This is a genomic window from Selenomonas sp. AB3002, assembly GCF_000702545.1.
Classification (GTDB): Bacteria; Bacillota; Negativicutes; order Selenomonadales; family Selenomonadaceae; genus Selenomonas_B; species Selenomonas_B ruminantium_A.
On sequence record NZ_JNIO01000008.1, the window covers coordinates 1,969,753 to 1,987,302 of the forward strand.

Consider the following 17,550-nt stretch of genomic DNA (forward strand, 5'->3'; position numbering starts at 1 on the left):
TCGATTTTGTGTGCGAAATTTATGCAACTTGTTCCGCCATGTCTTTGTCCCAGAATCCATATTCCTCCAGCAGGTCAATGAATTCCTGTAAGCAGTTCCAACGGGCTGTGGCCCTTTCTTGACGCAACCCTTGACCTACGGTACTTCTTCGCATTCATGTGAAGTTGAACCAGGCTATAAAAGTTCGATGAAACATGCCTCTTTATGTTCATGTAGGCACGAAGCCTGCCATTGACATTTTCGACCATGCTGCTGGCCCTCTTGATGCCGGTGACTATTTCATCATGCACTTTTTCAACATTGGCTAACTCCCCTGCCGGGATGAGGGCTGATGCCTGCTGGATAAGTTTCGCATAGGCTTCTGACTCTTTGCTTACTGCGAATCTGCTATAGAGAAGACGGAATACCTCCTCAGGCAGTCCCATAGCCTCAGCTTTCATGCTGAAGTCACGGAACAGCCTGCCTATGAAAAGCATGATCGTAGGCAGCCGCTCTCTGAACCGCAGAATTTCACTGCTAAGCTTGTATGACCAGCTATAGCGGATAGGGAAGGCGGCCTTCACGCCTTTGAGGAGACCGCTGCCAGCATCGCTGATGGCCACCTTCAGCTTGCGCCCCAAATCCTTCAAGGTCTCCATGGCAAGTTCCCACGTTTCGCCCTTGCGGTCATCCATATTCTGCATCATAGACAGCCTGAGGGGTAACACCAAATGCTTCAGAGATCACAGTTACAGGCAAATTCACATGGTCAGCCCACTTTCCGATAAGTCCCATAAAAAAGGAGCAAGAGTTAAAACCACCGGGTAACGAAGTGGGAACTCCAGATAAAAGACTTTTCAATATCTCTTTTGGGTAGTACAATGATGTTAGCATACGGTACACCTCCTATGCCTAACTGGATTGTTGCTACTCTCAGTATAAAGCATTTGAGGTGAACGTATGCTTTTATTTTATTTGAACAGTAGTTGAGATAATTTAAGGTGAAGTCAACAGATTTTTTTCAGGCTGGTTTTAAAGCTGATTTTGATGTTTTTGAAACACGCCTTCTTACCAAGCAGTGCCTGGCCAGACGTGTCGATTCCATTGACAAGCTGCAAAAAGAAGTAGCTGTCTGGGAAAAGGAACGAAACGCCAAACTCACCCCCATACATTGGCACTTTACAATAGACAAAGCTAGAACAAAATTGGTGTCCATATATCCCGATCTTCCAGAATAACAATTGTTATAAATATGAACGAGGTTTTACACTAGCCTCGTTCATATCCATAATAATTGCCCGATATGCAGCCATCTGCGTTGTCATCGGTCGGGGAGTTCTTCGCCTATGGCTCAGAACTCCCGTTGACATGTCACTGGCACGGAAAAGCTCTGATGGAGAATTTCGCCATGGGATGGGGAAGTTCCTTTTGCGGGCATAAAAATGGCTTTTTTGAAACACGCCATTTCTCCTGTCCAAGTCCTTTGTCGGCAGGAGAATCACCATAGGGTGACGAATAGTAAGGCATCATAGAGATTGCGAAAGATTTTTCAGAATATGATGGCATATCGTCCAATGAAAGGAGAAGCAAACATGAAAAAATACCCGCTGTTGCAGTCTCAGTTGGGAGTATTTTTAGATTGGCAGAAGTACCCGGACAGTGTGCAGTACAATCTGCCGATGCATGCTGAAATGGAGCGGCATGAAGATGCGCAGGCAATCGCAGAAGCGTGGAAGAAAGTAATCCGAGCCTCGGCGGTGCTGCGCAACCGTTTCGCAGTGGACGAGGAAGGAAATCTCTGCCAGTGGCCGGATGACGATATGCCGATAAATATACCGATCAAGCAGATGAGCGAGGCGGAAGCGCAGGCATACATCCGGACAGATTTCGTACGTCCTTTCGATGTCCTTGGCGGCGAACCGCTGTTTCGCATTGAGCTGATTGAGACCGAAGCCAGATTGCACATGATCTTCGATATTCACCATCTTGTGATTGATGGTCTCAGCTGCCGCGCCCTGATAGAACGCGAGCTACGGTCGGCGCTGGAGGGCAAGGATATGCCCGTTGACGAGAGCTTTTACAAGTTGGCGGAGAGCGAGCAGGAATTTTTTGCCAGCGAGGAATACGCCAAGGCGCGGGAATATTTTGTCGGAAATCTGCAGGGTCTGGAGATGACCAGCCTGTCAAATCTGGCTTCGGCGGAAGGCAGGCTCGTCAGCCACGCTGAAAAAATCAACAAAAAGTGGTTCGACGGATGGTGCAGAGAGCACGGTGTGGACGGATCCGCGCTGTTCCAAGGAGCCTTTGCCCTGACGCTGGGCAGACTGGCCCGCGCCAAGACCCCGGTCTATTGCACCAGCTATCACAACCGGGTCAACCGCAAGATGATGAAATCGCAGGGGATGTTCGTCAACAACGTACCCCTGAAAGCCAATCTGTCCCCTGATATTACCGTGCTGGAATTGGTTCGGACGCTGAAAGAGGACGGGGACAAGGCTTACGCCATGGGGCGCTGCCCCTTCACCCATCTTAACGATGAACTGGGAATACTTTCCCGTGTGTCCTTTAACTTCCGTCCCTTTGTGCAGATGGTGAATCTGGGTCATCGGAAATACCCGCTGACGGAGATTCCCCGGTCAACCGGCCAGACGGACATCAGCGTAGACATCAGTCTGGTGGGCGAGGACTACATAATCAGCGTGCTGTCCTCCGACGCCGTCAACAGCGCAGAGACAGTGCGTTTCTTCTCCAGGGCCATAAAATCCGCCCTCCGGAATATGATGGACAAGCCCGAGGCGGCGCTTGGGGAAATTGCGCTGGTTCGCGTTGACGAGGCGAAGGAACTGCTTAAAATTTCGACAGGTGAAGTTAGAAATTACGATTCGACTAAAACCTGGCTGGATCTCTTCAAGGCGCAGGCTGCCGAGTGTCCGAACGCTGAAGCGGTGGTGGATGAGCGGGGCGCATACACCTATGGCGAATTGGATGCTCTGTCTGACTCCGTGGCACAGTATCTGATCAATCATTCGGTCCAGCCCAACGATTTTGTGGCGATCAAAGTCGGCCGTACCAAGGACTTCATGGTGGCCACGATTGGCATCTGGAAGGCCGGGGCGGCCTATATCCCCATGGATTCGGACTGCCCCGACGAACGTATCCGCTATATGCTGGATGACTCCGAGGCCAAGCTGTTGTTGGACGATGGTCTGGTGAAGGAAGCGGAACAGACGAAAGTGACGGGCGAGCTCTGCCCGGCCACGCCGGAGTCGCGCGCCTATATGATCTATACGTCCGGTTCCACCGGCAACCCCAAGGGAGTTGTAATTCCTCAAAGCGCCCTGCTGAATCTGGTGTGCTTTATCCGCGATCGTTGGGGTCACACGGAAAAGAGCCGTATTGCCTGCCACTCCAATTTTGCCTTTGATGCGTCGGTGGAGGATCTGTATCCCGTGCTGACGGCCGGCGGCACTTTGTACATCGTGCCGGAGGAACCGCGCAAAGACATCATGCTCATGCGGGCATATATCAAGGACAACGGCATTACCGGCGGTTGCTATACGACACAATTTGGGCAGTTGCTGGGCGACGTTGACGAGCCGTTGCGACTTGACTATATAGTTCTCGGCGGCGAGAAAATGACGGCGGTGCCAAATATTACCGGCAAAGTCTACAACACCTACGGCCCGACCGAGTTTACGGTGGACGCTACCTACTGTGAAGTTGACAGAGCAGATTACGCGGATATTCCCATCGGGAGGCCGTTATATAATTGCCGTGCGCTCATTTTGGACACAGACGGCAATTTGCTGCCCCTTGGCGCGGTGGGCGAATTGTGCATGGCCGGACCGCAGGTGGCGGTTGGCTATTGGAATTTGCCCGAAAAGACACGGGAAGTATTCAAAACGGTTATCCTCCCCGATGGATCGGAGCAAAGAATCTACCGCACCGGCGATTTGGCGCGTTACAACAACAAACAGGAGCTTGAATATCTGGGTCGTATCGATTTTCAGGTAAAGCTCAGAGGCTTCCGCATAGAGTTGGGCGAAATTGATACCCGGGCAATGGCTTTTGCGGGTATCCGTCAGGCTCTGTCGCAGGTTAAGCAGGAACGCATAGTTCTTTATTATGTCGCAGATAATCCCGTATCGGAAGAAGAACTGAAAAGTTTCCTGGGCGAGACCATGCCGGATTATATGGTTCCGTCTATCTATATGTCTTTGCCTGAAATGCCCATGACCGGCAACGGTAAAGTCAATCTGAAGGCATTGCCGGAACCCGCCGTCCAGAGGGAGGAACTTACCGCGCCGGAGACGGAAATGGAAGCCGTAATTCTTCGTCTTGCCAAAACCGTGCTCCGCATGGAAGAAATCGGAACCACAACCAATTTGGTTGCGGCGGGTATGAGTTCCTTGGATACCATGCGACTGAATGCCGCTCTGGCCAAGGAACTGGGTTCATCTTTGCGTGTATCGGATATTCTGAAAGCTCCCACCGTGCGGGATATCGCCGCTTTGGAAGAGCATTACACCGAAGGTTCGTCGAAACTGCGTCACCACAAGAACCGCCAATACTATCCCCTTACCGAAAATCAGCGTGGCGTGTATCTTGATTGGGCAATGCACAGCGACACCACTCAGTACAATATGCCCGGTGTGTATCGTTTTGCTAGCGTCCCCCCTGCGACCCTAGCAGACGCGCTGACGAAAGTAATCGATACTCACGACTATATGAAAATGCGGCTCGCTAAAGTATCGGGTAACGTGGTGCAGGAGGCTCATCCGGGCGAAGCCCCCGTCATCAATGTAGAAACTCTGACCGACGAACCTGCCGCCGAATTTTTCCAACAGTTGGTAAAACCATTCGACGTATTGTCGGAGCGGCTGTATCGGGCAAATATTTACAGTTATGGCGGAAAAACTTGGCTGTTTTTGGACGTTCATCATTTGATCTGCGACGGTCTTTCCTTTGGCGTGCTCTTTGATGATTTGATTGCCGCGCTTCGTGGTGACGAACCAGCCAAAGAGCAAATAACCGCCTATGACTATGCCCTTTATGAAAAGGAGATTTTGTCCGGCGAGGAAATCAGTCTGGCCGAAGAATATTTTGAAAATCTGCTCAAGGGGGTGCAGGCGGTCAGTTATCCCGATTCCGCCGAACCGGACGGCAAAACCAATGCGTCGGTGGAATACAAAATTCCTCGGGATGCGATAGACGCTTTCTGCAAGACCAACGAAGTAACGCCGGGCAGTTTGTTACAATCGGCTTTTGGCGTGGTTCTGAAGCGGTTGACCGGCGAAGATAAGCCCCTTTACCTCATGGTCAGCAACGGGCGCACCGATCCCTGCCTCGCGGAGACGGTGGGTATGTTCGTCAGAACGCTCCCGGCGGTCTATGCCGGTGAAGGAAAAGTTTCCGAAACGGCTCGCCATTATGTGAAGGCCACTTATGGACAGTTGCAGGAAACCTATGCGCGGGAAATGGTATCTTATGCCCGTTTGGTGGAAAAGCATGGCTTGCGCGGCGAGATAATGTTCGCTTATCAGGGTGGCATTTCCGATGAAGTGGAAGGCGCGACTGCTGTGCCCCTGTCCCTGGATACGGCCAAGTTCCCCGTGATGGTGACGGTCACCCCCGATAAGGGCGAATACAAAATTGTCATCGAGTATGACGGGATGCGTTATGCGGCGGCGGATATGAACGTGTTGGCTCGCGCCTTTGGTACGGCCGCTCTGAGCTTGGTTCAGACGGACAAATTGAAGGATGTGCGACTGGTTGACGAGAAGGAAACCAGGGAGTTAATCCGTTTGGGCGAAGGCAGGAAACTGGAGCGCGACGAAAGCGAAACCATTCTGAGCTTCCTGCAAAAACGTGTAGCCGAAACTCCCGACGCGCCGGCATTGGTGTTCCGCGAGAAAAAATTCACATATCGGGAAATTGATGACATTACCACCAAATTGGCGGTGTTCCTGCATAAAAACCACAAAATCGGCTCCGGGGACATTGTGAGTGTAATGATCGGCAGATCGGAGTTAATGCTGCTCTATCCCATGGCGATCATCAAAACGGGCGCGGCCTATATGCCCATCGATCCCGCCTTCCCCACGGAGCGTCTCGCCTTTATGTGCGAAGATGCCGGGGTTCGCATGATTTTGTCCGAGAACAATCTGGTGGAAGAAAAATTGCCGGATTTTGCGGGCGAACGTTTTTATAGCGACGCTTTGGCCGGTTTACCGAGTGTAACCGAAGCCGAGGTACAGGAACTGACTGCCCCCAAAGCCCATGACCTGCTGGTTATCCTCTTTACCTCCGGAACTACGGGAAAACCGAAGGCCGTGGCATTGGAGCATTACGGCGTGGTCAACTATTGCTATTGGTATGCCGATGAGTATGCCCTGACCATGGAAGATCATGTGGCGGGTTATGCCAACTTCGGCTTTGATGCGCACATGATTGATCTCTATCCTTCCATGTTGGCCGGCAGCACCGTGTACCTGCTCGATTCGGAAATCCGGATGGATATTGCGGCGATGAACGCCTACATGGAAGAAAATGCCGTTACCGTTGCTTTCCTGACCACACAGATCGGTTGCTTAATCAGCAAGATGAACCACTCGCTCCGTTGCCTCAGCACCGGCGGCGAGAAAATGCCTCCGGTAACTCCGCCGGACTATCGCTTCTTGAATGTGTACGGACCTACCGAGTGTTCCTTGTTCTCCACTTATTACGACGTGCCCGGTTACTTTGAAGGAAAACTCATCGGTCGTCCTTTGGCCAACTATCAGTTGTTCATCATCGACAAGACGAGGAATTTGGTACCTCGGGGAGCCTGCGGCGAATTGCTCATTGCCGGACAGGGCGTGGCCAGAGGCTACATGAACCGTCCGGAACTGACGGCGGATAAGTTCATCGAATTCCGGGCGTTGCCTAACAGCGAGCCGGTCAGAGCTTATCGCAGCGGTGATTTGGTTCGTTGGAGCGAAGACGGCAATATTGAGTATTTGGGACGCATTGACAATCAGGTCAAACTGCGCGGCTTGCGTATTGAGTTGGGCGAAATAGAAAATCGCGTGGCTTCGTATCCCGGCATTGTTCAGACCGTGGTTGACGTTAAAGGCACAACTAATCAGCAGTTGTGCTGCTACTATGTGGCGGATACGGTTATTGACGTGGAGGCGCTGAAAAAACATTTGGCCGAATCTCTTACGGAGTATATGGTGCCAGAAGTTTATATGTGTCTTAATGAATTGCCGCTGAATCCCAACGGCAAGGTAGACAGGCGGGCATTGCCGGAACCAGAAGTGATAGTCGGCGAAATCATTGCTCCCGAAACCGAAGATGAGCAGAAAATTTTCGAAGCTGCAGTGAAAATTTTGGGCAAAGACAGCTTTGGCGTAACGAATAACTTGATCGCCCTGGGGATGAGCTCCATTGCGGCTATGCGCCTGGCTGCTGCTCTGGAAGGTCAGCTGGGTATTAAGATTCGTGTAGCCGACATTATGAAAAAGCCCACGGTACGCGATATTGCCGAATATGGGAAATCTGTTGCCGCTACGGTGCTTGATTCCGGTTTGCAGCATTATCCGGAGCGGCCATACTATCCAATTACGGAAAACCAGCGTGGACTCTTTATCGATTGGGAAATGAATCGCGGCACCACGCAGTATAATGTTCCTTCCGCTTACGAATTTGAGGATATGTCGGCTGATGTTTTGGCGGAGGCTATTGGCAAAGCCGTGAATCTCCACGCTTATCTGAAATCTCGCCTGGTACGCAGAAACGGCGGCATTATGCAACAGCCCCACGCCGATGAACAGGCGAAAATCAAAATAACCGCCTTGACGGAGCGTCCCGATGCGGCATTTTTTCAAAAATTGGTCAGACCCTTTGATTTATTGAACGACAGGCTGTATCGGTTCGAAATTTTCACCTATGAACAGAAAACATATTTGTTCATGGATGTTCACCACATTATTTATGACGGCATGTCCGGAGTGGTATTCCTGAATGATCTGTTCAATGCCTGCAAGGGCGTTGAGGGCATGCCGGAAAAGGTTACGGCTTATGACTACGCCGTTTATGAGCAGAAGTTCCTGCAGAGCGAAGCATTCGCCGAAGTGGAAAAATATTATGACGAGCTGCTGGATGGCGCAACGTCGGCTTCCTATCCCGACTCTGCCCAGCCGGATCGGCCGAATCAGGTCGAAAGCAATGAGGAAGCAGCGGTAAGTACACTGGTGCGGGGAATGCCGGCGGTCGCCATTGACGAGTTCTGCCGCAAATATGCCGTTACACCGGGCGAGTACCTGCAGGCGGCTTTTGCTGAAGTATTGCACGGGCTTACCCGGGAAGACAAACCTATGTACCTCACCATCAGCAACGGACGCTCGGCGGGGACGGAACTGCAAAATACAGTAGGTATGTATGTGCGTACCCTTCCCGTGGTATTTGCCGACAAAGTCAAAAATCATCGGGACGAATCCGTGGTTAGCTATGTGCGGTCGGTGCAGCAGCAGTTGCAAATGACCTTTGAACGGGAAATATATCCTTACACGAAATTTGTGGAAAAACACGGCTTGCGTGGCGAGATTATGTTCGCTTATCAGGGCGGTATGGCCATCGAAGTGGAAGGGGCAGCCGCGATTCCCCTGTCCCTGGATATGGTGAAATTCCCCGTGATGGTGACGACTGTGCCGGATAAAGGCGAGTATAAAATTATCGTCGAGTACGACGGCAGACGTTATTCAGCGTCGGATATGGATATATTGGCTCACGCTTTCGCTGCTGCCGCTTCAAGCATGGCTCAGGCGAACAAGATTAAAGATGTGCGCCTGGTTGACGAGCAGGAAACCAAAGAGCTGATGCATTTGGGCGAAGGAAGAACGCTGGAGCGCGACGAAAGCGAAACCATTCTGAGCTTCCTGCAAAAACGTGCAGCTGAAACTCCTGACGCGCCGGCATTGGTGTTCCGTGAGAAAAAATTCACTTATCGGGAAATTGACGACATTACCACCAGATTGGCGGTGTTCCTGCATAAAAACTACAGAATAGGCTCCGGAGACATTGTAGGGGTAATGATCGGCAGGTCTGAGTTAATGCTGCTCTACCCAATTGCGATTATCAAAACCGGAGCGGCTTACATGCCTATCGACCCCGCATTCCCCACGGATCGTCTCGCCTTTATGTGCGAAGATGCCGGAATCCGTTTGATTTTGTCCGAGAACAATCTGGTCGAAGAAAAATTGCCGGATTTTGCGGGCGAACATTTTTATAGCGGCGCCTTGGCCGGTTTACCGAGTGTAACCGAGGCCGAAGCGCAGGAACTGACTGCCCCCAAAGCTCATGACCTGCTGGTTATCCTCTTTACCTCCGGAACTACGGGAAAACCGAAGGCTGTGGCATTGGAGCATTACGGCGTGGTCAACTTCTGCTATTGGTATGCTGACGAGTATGCCCTGACCATGGAAGACCATGTGGCGGGCTATGCCAACTTCGGCTTTGATGCGCACATGATTGACCTCTATCCTTCCATATTGGCCGGCAGCACCGTGTATCTGCTCGATTCGGAAATCCGGATGGATATTGCTGCGATGAACGCCTACATGGAAGAAAATGACATTACCGTTGCCTTTATGACCACGCAGATCGGGTGCCTGATCAGCGAGATGAACCATTCGCTCCGCTGCCTCAGCACTGGTGGCGAGAAAATGCCTCCGGTAACTCCGCCGGACTATCGTTTCCTGAATGTGTACGGACCTACCGAGTGTTCCTTGTTCTCCACGTATTACGATGTACCCGGTTATTTTGAAGGAAAACTCATCGGTCGTCCCCTGGCCAATTATCAGCTGTTCATCATTGACAAGACAAGGAAATTGGTGCCTCGGGGAGCCAGTGGTGAGCTGCTCATTGCCGGACAGGGCGTGGCCAGAGGCTACATGAACCGGCCGGAACTGACGGCGGATAAGTTCATCGAATTCAGGGCGCTGCCTGACAGCGAGCCGGTCAGAGCCTATCGCAGCGGTGACCTGGTACGTTGGAGCGAAGACGGCAATATTGAGTATCTGGGACGCATTGACAATCAGGTCAAACTGCGCGGCCTGCGTATTGAACTGGGTGAAATAGAAAATCGCGTGGCTTCGTATCCCGGCATTGTTCAGACCGTGGTCGATGTTAAGGGCACAACCACCAGGCAGTTGTGCTGCTACTATGTGTCCGAAGCAGATATTGATGTGGAGGCACTGAAAAAACATTTGTCTGAGTCCCTTACGGCGTATATGGTGCCTGAAGTTTATATGCGTCTTGACGTGCTGCCGCTGAATCCCAACGGCAAAGTGGACAGGCGGGCATTGCCGGAGCCGAAGTTGACCAGTTCCAATGCTTATGTTGAGCCGGAAACCGAGGCAGAAAAAGCCGTGGCAGAAAGCATGGCCAGGATTCTCGGTATTGATGCTCCCGTTGGCGCGCTGGACAATTTCTTCGAGCTGGGCGGCGATTCCATTAAGGCCATCCGCATGGTAAGCCTGATTCGTCAGGCTGGCTATCGGATTCAGGTTTCGGATATTATGAATCGCAAGATCGTACGGGCTATTGCGTCGGTCATTCGCAAAGAGGAGGCTGCTGCTATTTCGACGCAGCCTTTTGAAGGCGCGGTGCCGGATACGGCCATTGTGCGCTACTTCAAGTATTTGGATGTGCCAGATCCGCAGCATTACTGTCAGGCGACTCTGTGGATTTTGCGGAAACCCTGCAGCAAAGATCTGCTCAGGCAGGCGATTAACGCTATTGCCAAACAGCATGACCTGCTCAGGGCAATCTATAAAGACGGCGGCTTGTTCGTTCGTCCTGTTGGTGCCGAGTTGAGTCTGCAGGAAGTTGAAGTACATTCTGAGCAGGAGATTACGGAACTGTGCAGCAGGCTGCAGGCCAACATTGACATGGCCAGGTCTTTGCTGAACATTGCCCTGATTCACGAAGGCGGGCGCAGCTACCTCTATATTGCGGCGCATCATTTGATTATTGATGGTGTGTCCTGGCGCGTTATCGCCTCCGATTTGGAAATTGCCATTGCAGCCATTGAGAAGGGCGGTCCGGTTGAGCTGCCCATGAAGACCAACACTTATAACGACTATGCAAAGGCGTTGCAGATTTATCGCAACAGTTACAAACTGGCGCAGGAAATTCCTTATTGGGAGAATGTGCAGAAAGAAATGTTGTCGCTGTCGTTTTCCCACGAAAAGGATTACAGCCGGAAAATCCTGCACGTATCGGCTGCGCTGGATGAAAAAGCGACCCAGGCGTTTATCCGGGCTAATTTTGCTATGATGAACGCCAATATTAACGACGCTTTGCTGACAGCAGTTTGCCTGAGCTATGCGGCCATGAGCGGCGAAAATAACTTGTCCGTGCAATTGGAAGGACACGGTCGAGAAGATATTGGCGGCTCTCTCATTACGGATCGGACGGTGGGCTGGTTCACTTCCATTTATCCGGTCATTTTCAAGCATATAGGCGGCAGTTTGCCCGATACATTTGTGAAGGTTAAGGAAAGTCTGCACCGCGTGCCGAATAAAGGCGTGGGCTATAATGTATTACGCTTCCTTGCGGGTGAGAAATCCTTCCCCGATGCAGGTGATCGCATTGCCCGCCTTGGTTTTAACTATCTCGGCGAAATGGATGCCGAACAGGCAGCCGGTGACAGTGTGCTCGGTACGTCGGATATTCCCGTAGGACCTGCGCTGTCGGCTAGAAACAATTTTGGCAATGACCTCGCCCTCAATGCGTTGGTGGAAGGCGGCCGGTTCGGGCTGGATGTGGCCTATAACAGCGGGATTTACAACCAGGAACAGATCGAAAGCTTTGTCCGGGATATCTTCCGGAACATGGGCGATGTGGCAGATTATCTCGCAAGTCTGACCGAAAAACAATATACTGCGTCGGATTTGGGCGAAACCGAGTGGTCTGAGCGCGAATTCCGCACGGTGATGGAGGACTTTGCAGCCCGGGACGAGGAGATTGAGCGTATCTACCCCTTGACGCCAATGCAGGAAGGCATGCTGTTCAAATACCTGTCCGACCCCAAAAGCTGGGCGTACCGCATTGTCACTATTTTCGAATTGGATGTATTGCCCGACGAAGCGCAGCTGGCCGCTGCTTTGGACAGAATGGCAACCAAACATGAAGTGCTCCGCACGTCCATTATTTATGACGGCGTGAAAAAGGCCCGTCAGGCGATTATTCGGCGTAAGCTTGTCCCCCATATGGTTGATGTCAGCGATAAGCCTAATCCCAAAAAAGCGGCGGAAAGCCTGCGGCGGCAGATTCTGAGCAACGCTTTCGAGCTTCAGCGCAAGCCACTGTTCCAGGTGACCTGCGCCAAAAAAGATGCAGGCAGTTGTTACTTGATTGTGGCGATACATCATGCCATTGAAGACGGTTGGTGCATGGGCTTATGCATGAACGATCTGTTCAGGTTCCTGAGCGAGGAGATCACGTTAGAGCGCACGCCGGATCAAAAGCCTGATAACGGTAAATATGAGCGGGCAGTCAGAGAGATTCTCGGCAAGGACAAGACAGAAGGTTTGACTTACTGGCGGAAACTGTTGGCTGATTACGAAACGCGGGCTGAAATTCCCTCGTTGGGCGAAGTGCCGATGAATGAACAAAGCGAAAACAACGTTATCGTCAGCACCCTTGATAAAGACATTACCGACAAATTCCTGGCTTTGTGCAGTGCCGAGAGTGCTACCGTCAGCAATGGTGTCGAACTGGCCTGGGGCATGGTGCTTCAGACCTATTGTCGGACGGACGATGTCGTTTTTGCTAAAGTAGTGTCGGGCAGGGATAATACCGAAGAAGATGTGAGCGAACTGGTGGCAGCGTTTATCAATTCTGTGCCGGTGCGCGTGCGTATCGGACAGGAAACGACAGCACGGCAGATGCTGAGGGTACTGCAACAGCAAGCGGCTGAAAGCAACAAATACGACTACTGCCCGTTGTTCGAGATTCAGCAGCAAACTGATTTGGGCGCGGATCTGTTCCAGAATATTATCGCTTTCCAAAACTACGACAGCGGCGCAGAAGTCGAGACGGCGGATGCTCAAGAAACCAATTTGGCCTTTAATATCCGCCCGGTACTTATCAAGGAAGAGAGTTTTGACGAAGTCACGCCTGCAATGTTTATCAACAATGAAGGACAACTCAGTATTACGCTTACCTTTAATCGTAAACATTATCGTCGCAGCGAAATAGAAACAGTGGGCAAATTGTTCGGCGTGCTCATCACGGAAATGGTCAAGAAACCGGATGCGCCCATTGTGTCTTTGGCTCGGGTTGGTGAGGACGATATGCCCGCGCTGATGGCTCTGTCCAAGGGCGATGAGCTAGCTTACGATAATACCAGGACCTGGCTTGATCTCTTTAAAGCCCAGGTGGCGGAACGTCCGATGGCAGAAGCGGTGGCTGATGAACACGGCAGTCTGACTTATGCGGAATTGGATCATGCTTCAGATCAGGTGGCATGTTGGTTGATTGATCATGGCGTTGAGCCTGATAATTTTGTGGCGGTCAAGATGGATCGGGTTAAGGAGTTTGTCGTGGCCTTTATGGGTATTCACAAGGCCGGTGCGGCTTTTGTCCCCATTGATCCGGCATATCCTCAGGAGCGCATTGCCTATATTGAAGAAGATGCTCAGGCCAAGGTCACGTTGACGGAAGCCTCCATGCCGGAGATTTTCAAAACAGAGGCCAAGCCAGTCAATCGTACGAGTCCGCGAAACTTTGCCTATATGATCTACACATCCGGCTCTACCAGCAAACCCAAGGGAGCAGTTATTTATCAGAAGGGGCTGATGAACTTAACCGTATCCATGGTTTACGCCTATGGCTATACCCCCGATGATCGTATCAGCAGTCACAGATCCTTCTCCTTCGACGGACATATTGACGATTTTTACCCGCCTCTGTCGGCCGGTGCATCCGTACACATTATGCCGGAGCGAATTCGTCGTGACCCCAATCAGATCTATGAGTTCCTTGAAGAACGGAAGATAACCGGTGGCGGATACACCACAGCTTTAGCCAGAATTTTGAAAAACGGCTATCCGTTGCATCAGAGGTTTATTTCCTGTGGCGGCGAAGCCCTGCAGGGGGTGGTCAGCGATGATGTCCTGTTCTATAACGAATATGGGCCCACCGAATGTACCAATGCTTCCACATTGTTTATTTTGGAAAAGGGCGTCAATTACGAAACAATTCCCATCGGACGGCCACTGTGGAACACCTACTGCTTCTTATTGGACAAAAATGGCAATCTGGTACCGCCGGGAGTGCGTGGAGAAATTTGCCTTGCCGGTCCTCATGTGGGGTATGGCTACTGGAACCGTCCGGAACTGACCGAAGCCGTGTTCGTCAACTGCCCCTTCGTACCTGGTATGCGTATGTACCATACAGGGGATTTGGGCTATTATGACAAAAACGGCCAAATCATTTACGCCGGAAGGATTGATTTCCAGATTAAGCTTCACGGCTACCGAATTGAATTGGGGGAAATCGAAAGTCGTGCCGCTCAGTATAGCGGAATCAAGATGGTTAACGCTCAGGTGAAAAAAGACAGCTTGGTGCTGTACTATTCCGCCGATTGTGATATCGATTCAGAGGCATTAAGAGCTTTCCTGACGGAGTCGCTGGCTTCGTACATGGTGCCAACTGTTTACATGCAGTTGGATGAAATGCCCCTGACCCCCAACGGGAAAATTAATCGGAAGGCGTTGCCTGAACCGGATGTTTCGGCCGAAACACAAAACGTCCCGCCAGAAAACAGGCTGGAAGAAAACTGTCTGCGGATTGCCAGGGAAATTCTCCCAGGCGTTACGTTCGGTGTCACCGATGATTTGAAATCATTGGGATTAAATTCGCTGAAGGCCATGTTGCTGACCAGTCGGTTGAATAACGAATTGCGTATGCGGCTGCGGGTATCGGATATCATGCGTTACAAGACAATTCGCGGCTTTGTCAAGGGTAAGCGGCGTTATTCGTGGCTTTATGACGAATATGACGAAAAAAAGCCGGTACTGGTATTTGTGCAGGGCATCGTGACGCTGAACGATACGGCGCATTTGCACGCGCTGTTTGACGAGTACTTCAATGTGTTTGTCATCGAACCCATTCAGAACCATTATGAAAGGATATTCGTATATGAGCACTATGATGAAGTGGTGGCGTTCTATCTGACTATCGCGCAATTGACTTTGCCTGAAGACGCAAAAATAGTCGGCTTTATTGGCTTCAGTTTTGGCGGAGCCATCGCTTACGGCATGGCTGCCGAGTGGGAAAAAATGACCGGGGAAAAACTCCCTGTGATCATGGGTGACACTACTCTGCCCACCGCTGGCAAACGCGCTCCGCAAGAAGTCAAAAAAACAACCGTTCAAGATTTGCGGAAAATGACGGAAGCGTTTGAGGTCAAAGAACACGAGTATACAGATGAAGAACTGCAAATATTTGCGAATCTGAATAACATGGTCAGTACACTAAATTCGCAGAATTCGCTTGCGCCTTATGATGGTGAAGTAATCTTTTTGAACGCGCACCTCAACACTACGGAAAAAATGATGCGCGAGAAAATGGACGCGTTGCACAAAAATGCGCCGCAGGCGGAAATTCACGATTTTGTCGATTATTCTCACGGCTCTATTTTCGTCAAGGAGGAAATGCACTCCTTCTACCGCAGAATAGCGCAAAAACTGCTTGGAAAAGGTGTTGATTTTGGATCGTAAAGCTTATTTAATCAATTACAGTTTCAGGTACTACATGATTGCGGCCATTATGACCATGGCCGCAATGAACCTGAATAGCATCATAAACGGCATCCTTATGGGTAATCTGTTGGGTGCCGATGCTTTCTCGTCGATAAATGTTGCCATGCCGGTTGTAATCTGCATCAGCGCCATTGGCGCATTGTTGGCGCAGGGGCCGGCTAACCGCATTGCCCAGCATCTTGGGGCGATGGATAACAATCGCGCCAATCAGGTATTCACGGTCAGTTTTGGTTCTATGCTGGCCGTGTGCCTGACTCTGAGCGCAATCGTGGCGGCCACGGATTTTTCCGCCTTTGTGGTGGGTTTGCTGCCCGTTGACGCAGAGCTGCTCCCGCTGGTGAGTAAATACATCGGAGTATTGATGATGGGCTGTATGGTGATTGTTTTTCAGAACGGACTGTCATTGCTGGTTGACGTTATGGGCAAGCCTAAGGTTGTGACTATCGGCATGATTGCCGGTATGGTTGCTAATGCTGCTTTTGTCGTAACGAGCGTAAAAGTGTTGCACATGGATATTGTAGGCGCAGCCTATGCTACCTTGTTCGGTGCTTTGGTCTGTGACATGGTTCTGCTAGGTTATATTTTCAAGTATAGCGGAATGAAACTGTGTCGTTGCCCGAATTGGTGGAAAGACTTCCGTAGCGGTATAGCCTATTCTTTGCCCAGTTTGGTGGGGACAATATCAGTCATAGTTCTCATGCTGGTTTGCAACACATACATTATGGCCAATCAGGGGGCAAATGGCATGTTTGTCATGTCCATCGGTTACAGCATCATCTCCATCGGTAGCATGATTTCCAATGGTGTGGGAATGTCCTACACGGCCATAGGCGGCATGATGATCGGGCAGGGAGACTATCGCGGCGTGAGGTTGTTGTTTGCGCGGGGAATGTTTGTCACTTTGCTGGCGCCGATTTGTTTTAACATTGGAGGACTGTTTTCCCGAAATCTGGCCTCCCTCTTTGGCGCCAATACACCTGAGCTGATAGAACTGACCGGGCATGCCCTGCCCATGATTTGCGTGATGCTGTTTTCTCTTGGGATTGTATCCTCGCTGACGTTTTTGCATGTGGCGCTGGGGCATCGGGTGATTTCCAGCGTGAACAGTCTGATGACACTGGCTACGATTACCGTTTCCTTCATGTTTTTGGATTATATGTTACCGCCGGATCAAATTTGGTGGGCGTTTCCTTTGGCTACGGCGCTAAGCCTGCTGATTATTTTGTCGGACACGATGGCGGTTAGTATGCGTTCACAGGGTAAATTACAGCTGGTTTCGCTGATACCCAAAGATGACCCGGAACGGAAAATGCTTGATATTTCGGTAGAATGTACCGCAAAAGAAGAAACAGCAGCTATTGATTCGTTAATCCGGTTCTTGCGGGAAAACGGCGCAAGCGATTGGGAAAATAGCGTCGTTCACTGTCTGGATGAGCTTATGTTGAACATCTTGAATCATTCTGGCTGTGGCAGTGGCAGTTACATGGATTTGTCAGTGATGCTTCAGGAAGATAAGATTGCGGCTTATTTGCGGAGCGAGGGCAAGCCCTTTGATCCTTTGAAGGTCAAAAAAGACGACCACAAGATAGGCATGACAATTATATTTCACTATTGCAGTAGCTTGGAGTATCGCTATTCGTACAGTCAAAACATTGTGTTGGTAAGCTGGGATATTGTGTCATAAGGAAGGCAGAAGCCGTCCCCCACTTATGGAAGTGGGGGACATCTTCTGCCTTCGTTATTTTCGGGATTCGGGAGC

Annotated in this window: 5 protein-coding genes; 3 read left to right on the forward strand and 2 right to left on the reverse strand. The window is 50.8% G+C overall.

The genetic code is table 11. From position 1 onward, the window contains the following. Positions 1-74: 74 nt before the first annotated feature. Both P159_RS0117400 and P159_RS0117405 read right to left on the reverse strand, forming a co-directional pair. The gene (locus P159_RS0117400) at positions 75-686 is read right to left on the reverse strand and encodes a hypothetical protein (RefSeq protein ID WP_185753782.1); all 612 of its coding nucleotides are present in this window, start codon (positions 684-686) and stop codon (positions 75-77) included. Continuing rightward, complete coding sequence (locus tag P159_RS0117405) at positions 667-873, reverse strand: hypothetical protein (protein ID WP_029546132.1); 207 nt, start codon at positions 871-873, stop codon at positions 667-669. The genes P159_RS0117400 and P159_RS0117405 overlap by 20 nt, the downstream gene beginning before the upstream one ends. Positions 874-980: 107 nt before the next feature. On the opposite strand from P159_RS0117405, the gene P159_RS20840 reads away from it, so the two are divergent. From P159_RS20840 to P159_RS0117420, 3 genes are all read left to right on the forward strand, one after another. Then, positions 981-1,217, forward strand: a complete 237-nt coding sequence (locus P159_RS20840; RefSeq protein ID WP_074698518.1) for a hypothetical protein — start codon at positions 981-983, stop codon at positions 1,215-1,217. Positions 1,218-1,571: 354 nt separating this feature from the next. Further along, a complete protein-coding gene (locus P159_RS0117415; protein WP_029546136.1) occupies positions 1,572-15,749 on the forward strand; it encodes a non-ribosomal peptide synthetase in 14,178 nt (4,725 codons plus the stop codon). Further along, entirely contained in the window at positions 15,730-17,475 is a 1,746-nt protein-coding gene (locus tag P159_RS0117420; protein ID WP_318253652.1) for an MATE family efflux transporter, read from the forward strand. Before P159_RS0117415 ends, P159_RS0117420 begins: the two co-directional genes overlap by 20 nt. The last annotated feature ends 75 nt before the right edge of the window (positions 17,476-17,550 follow it).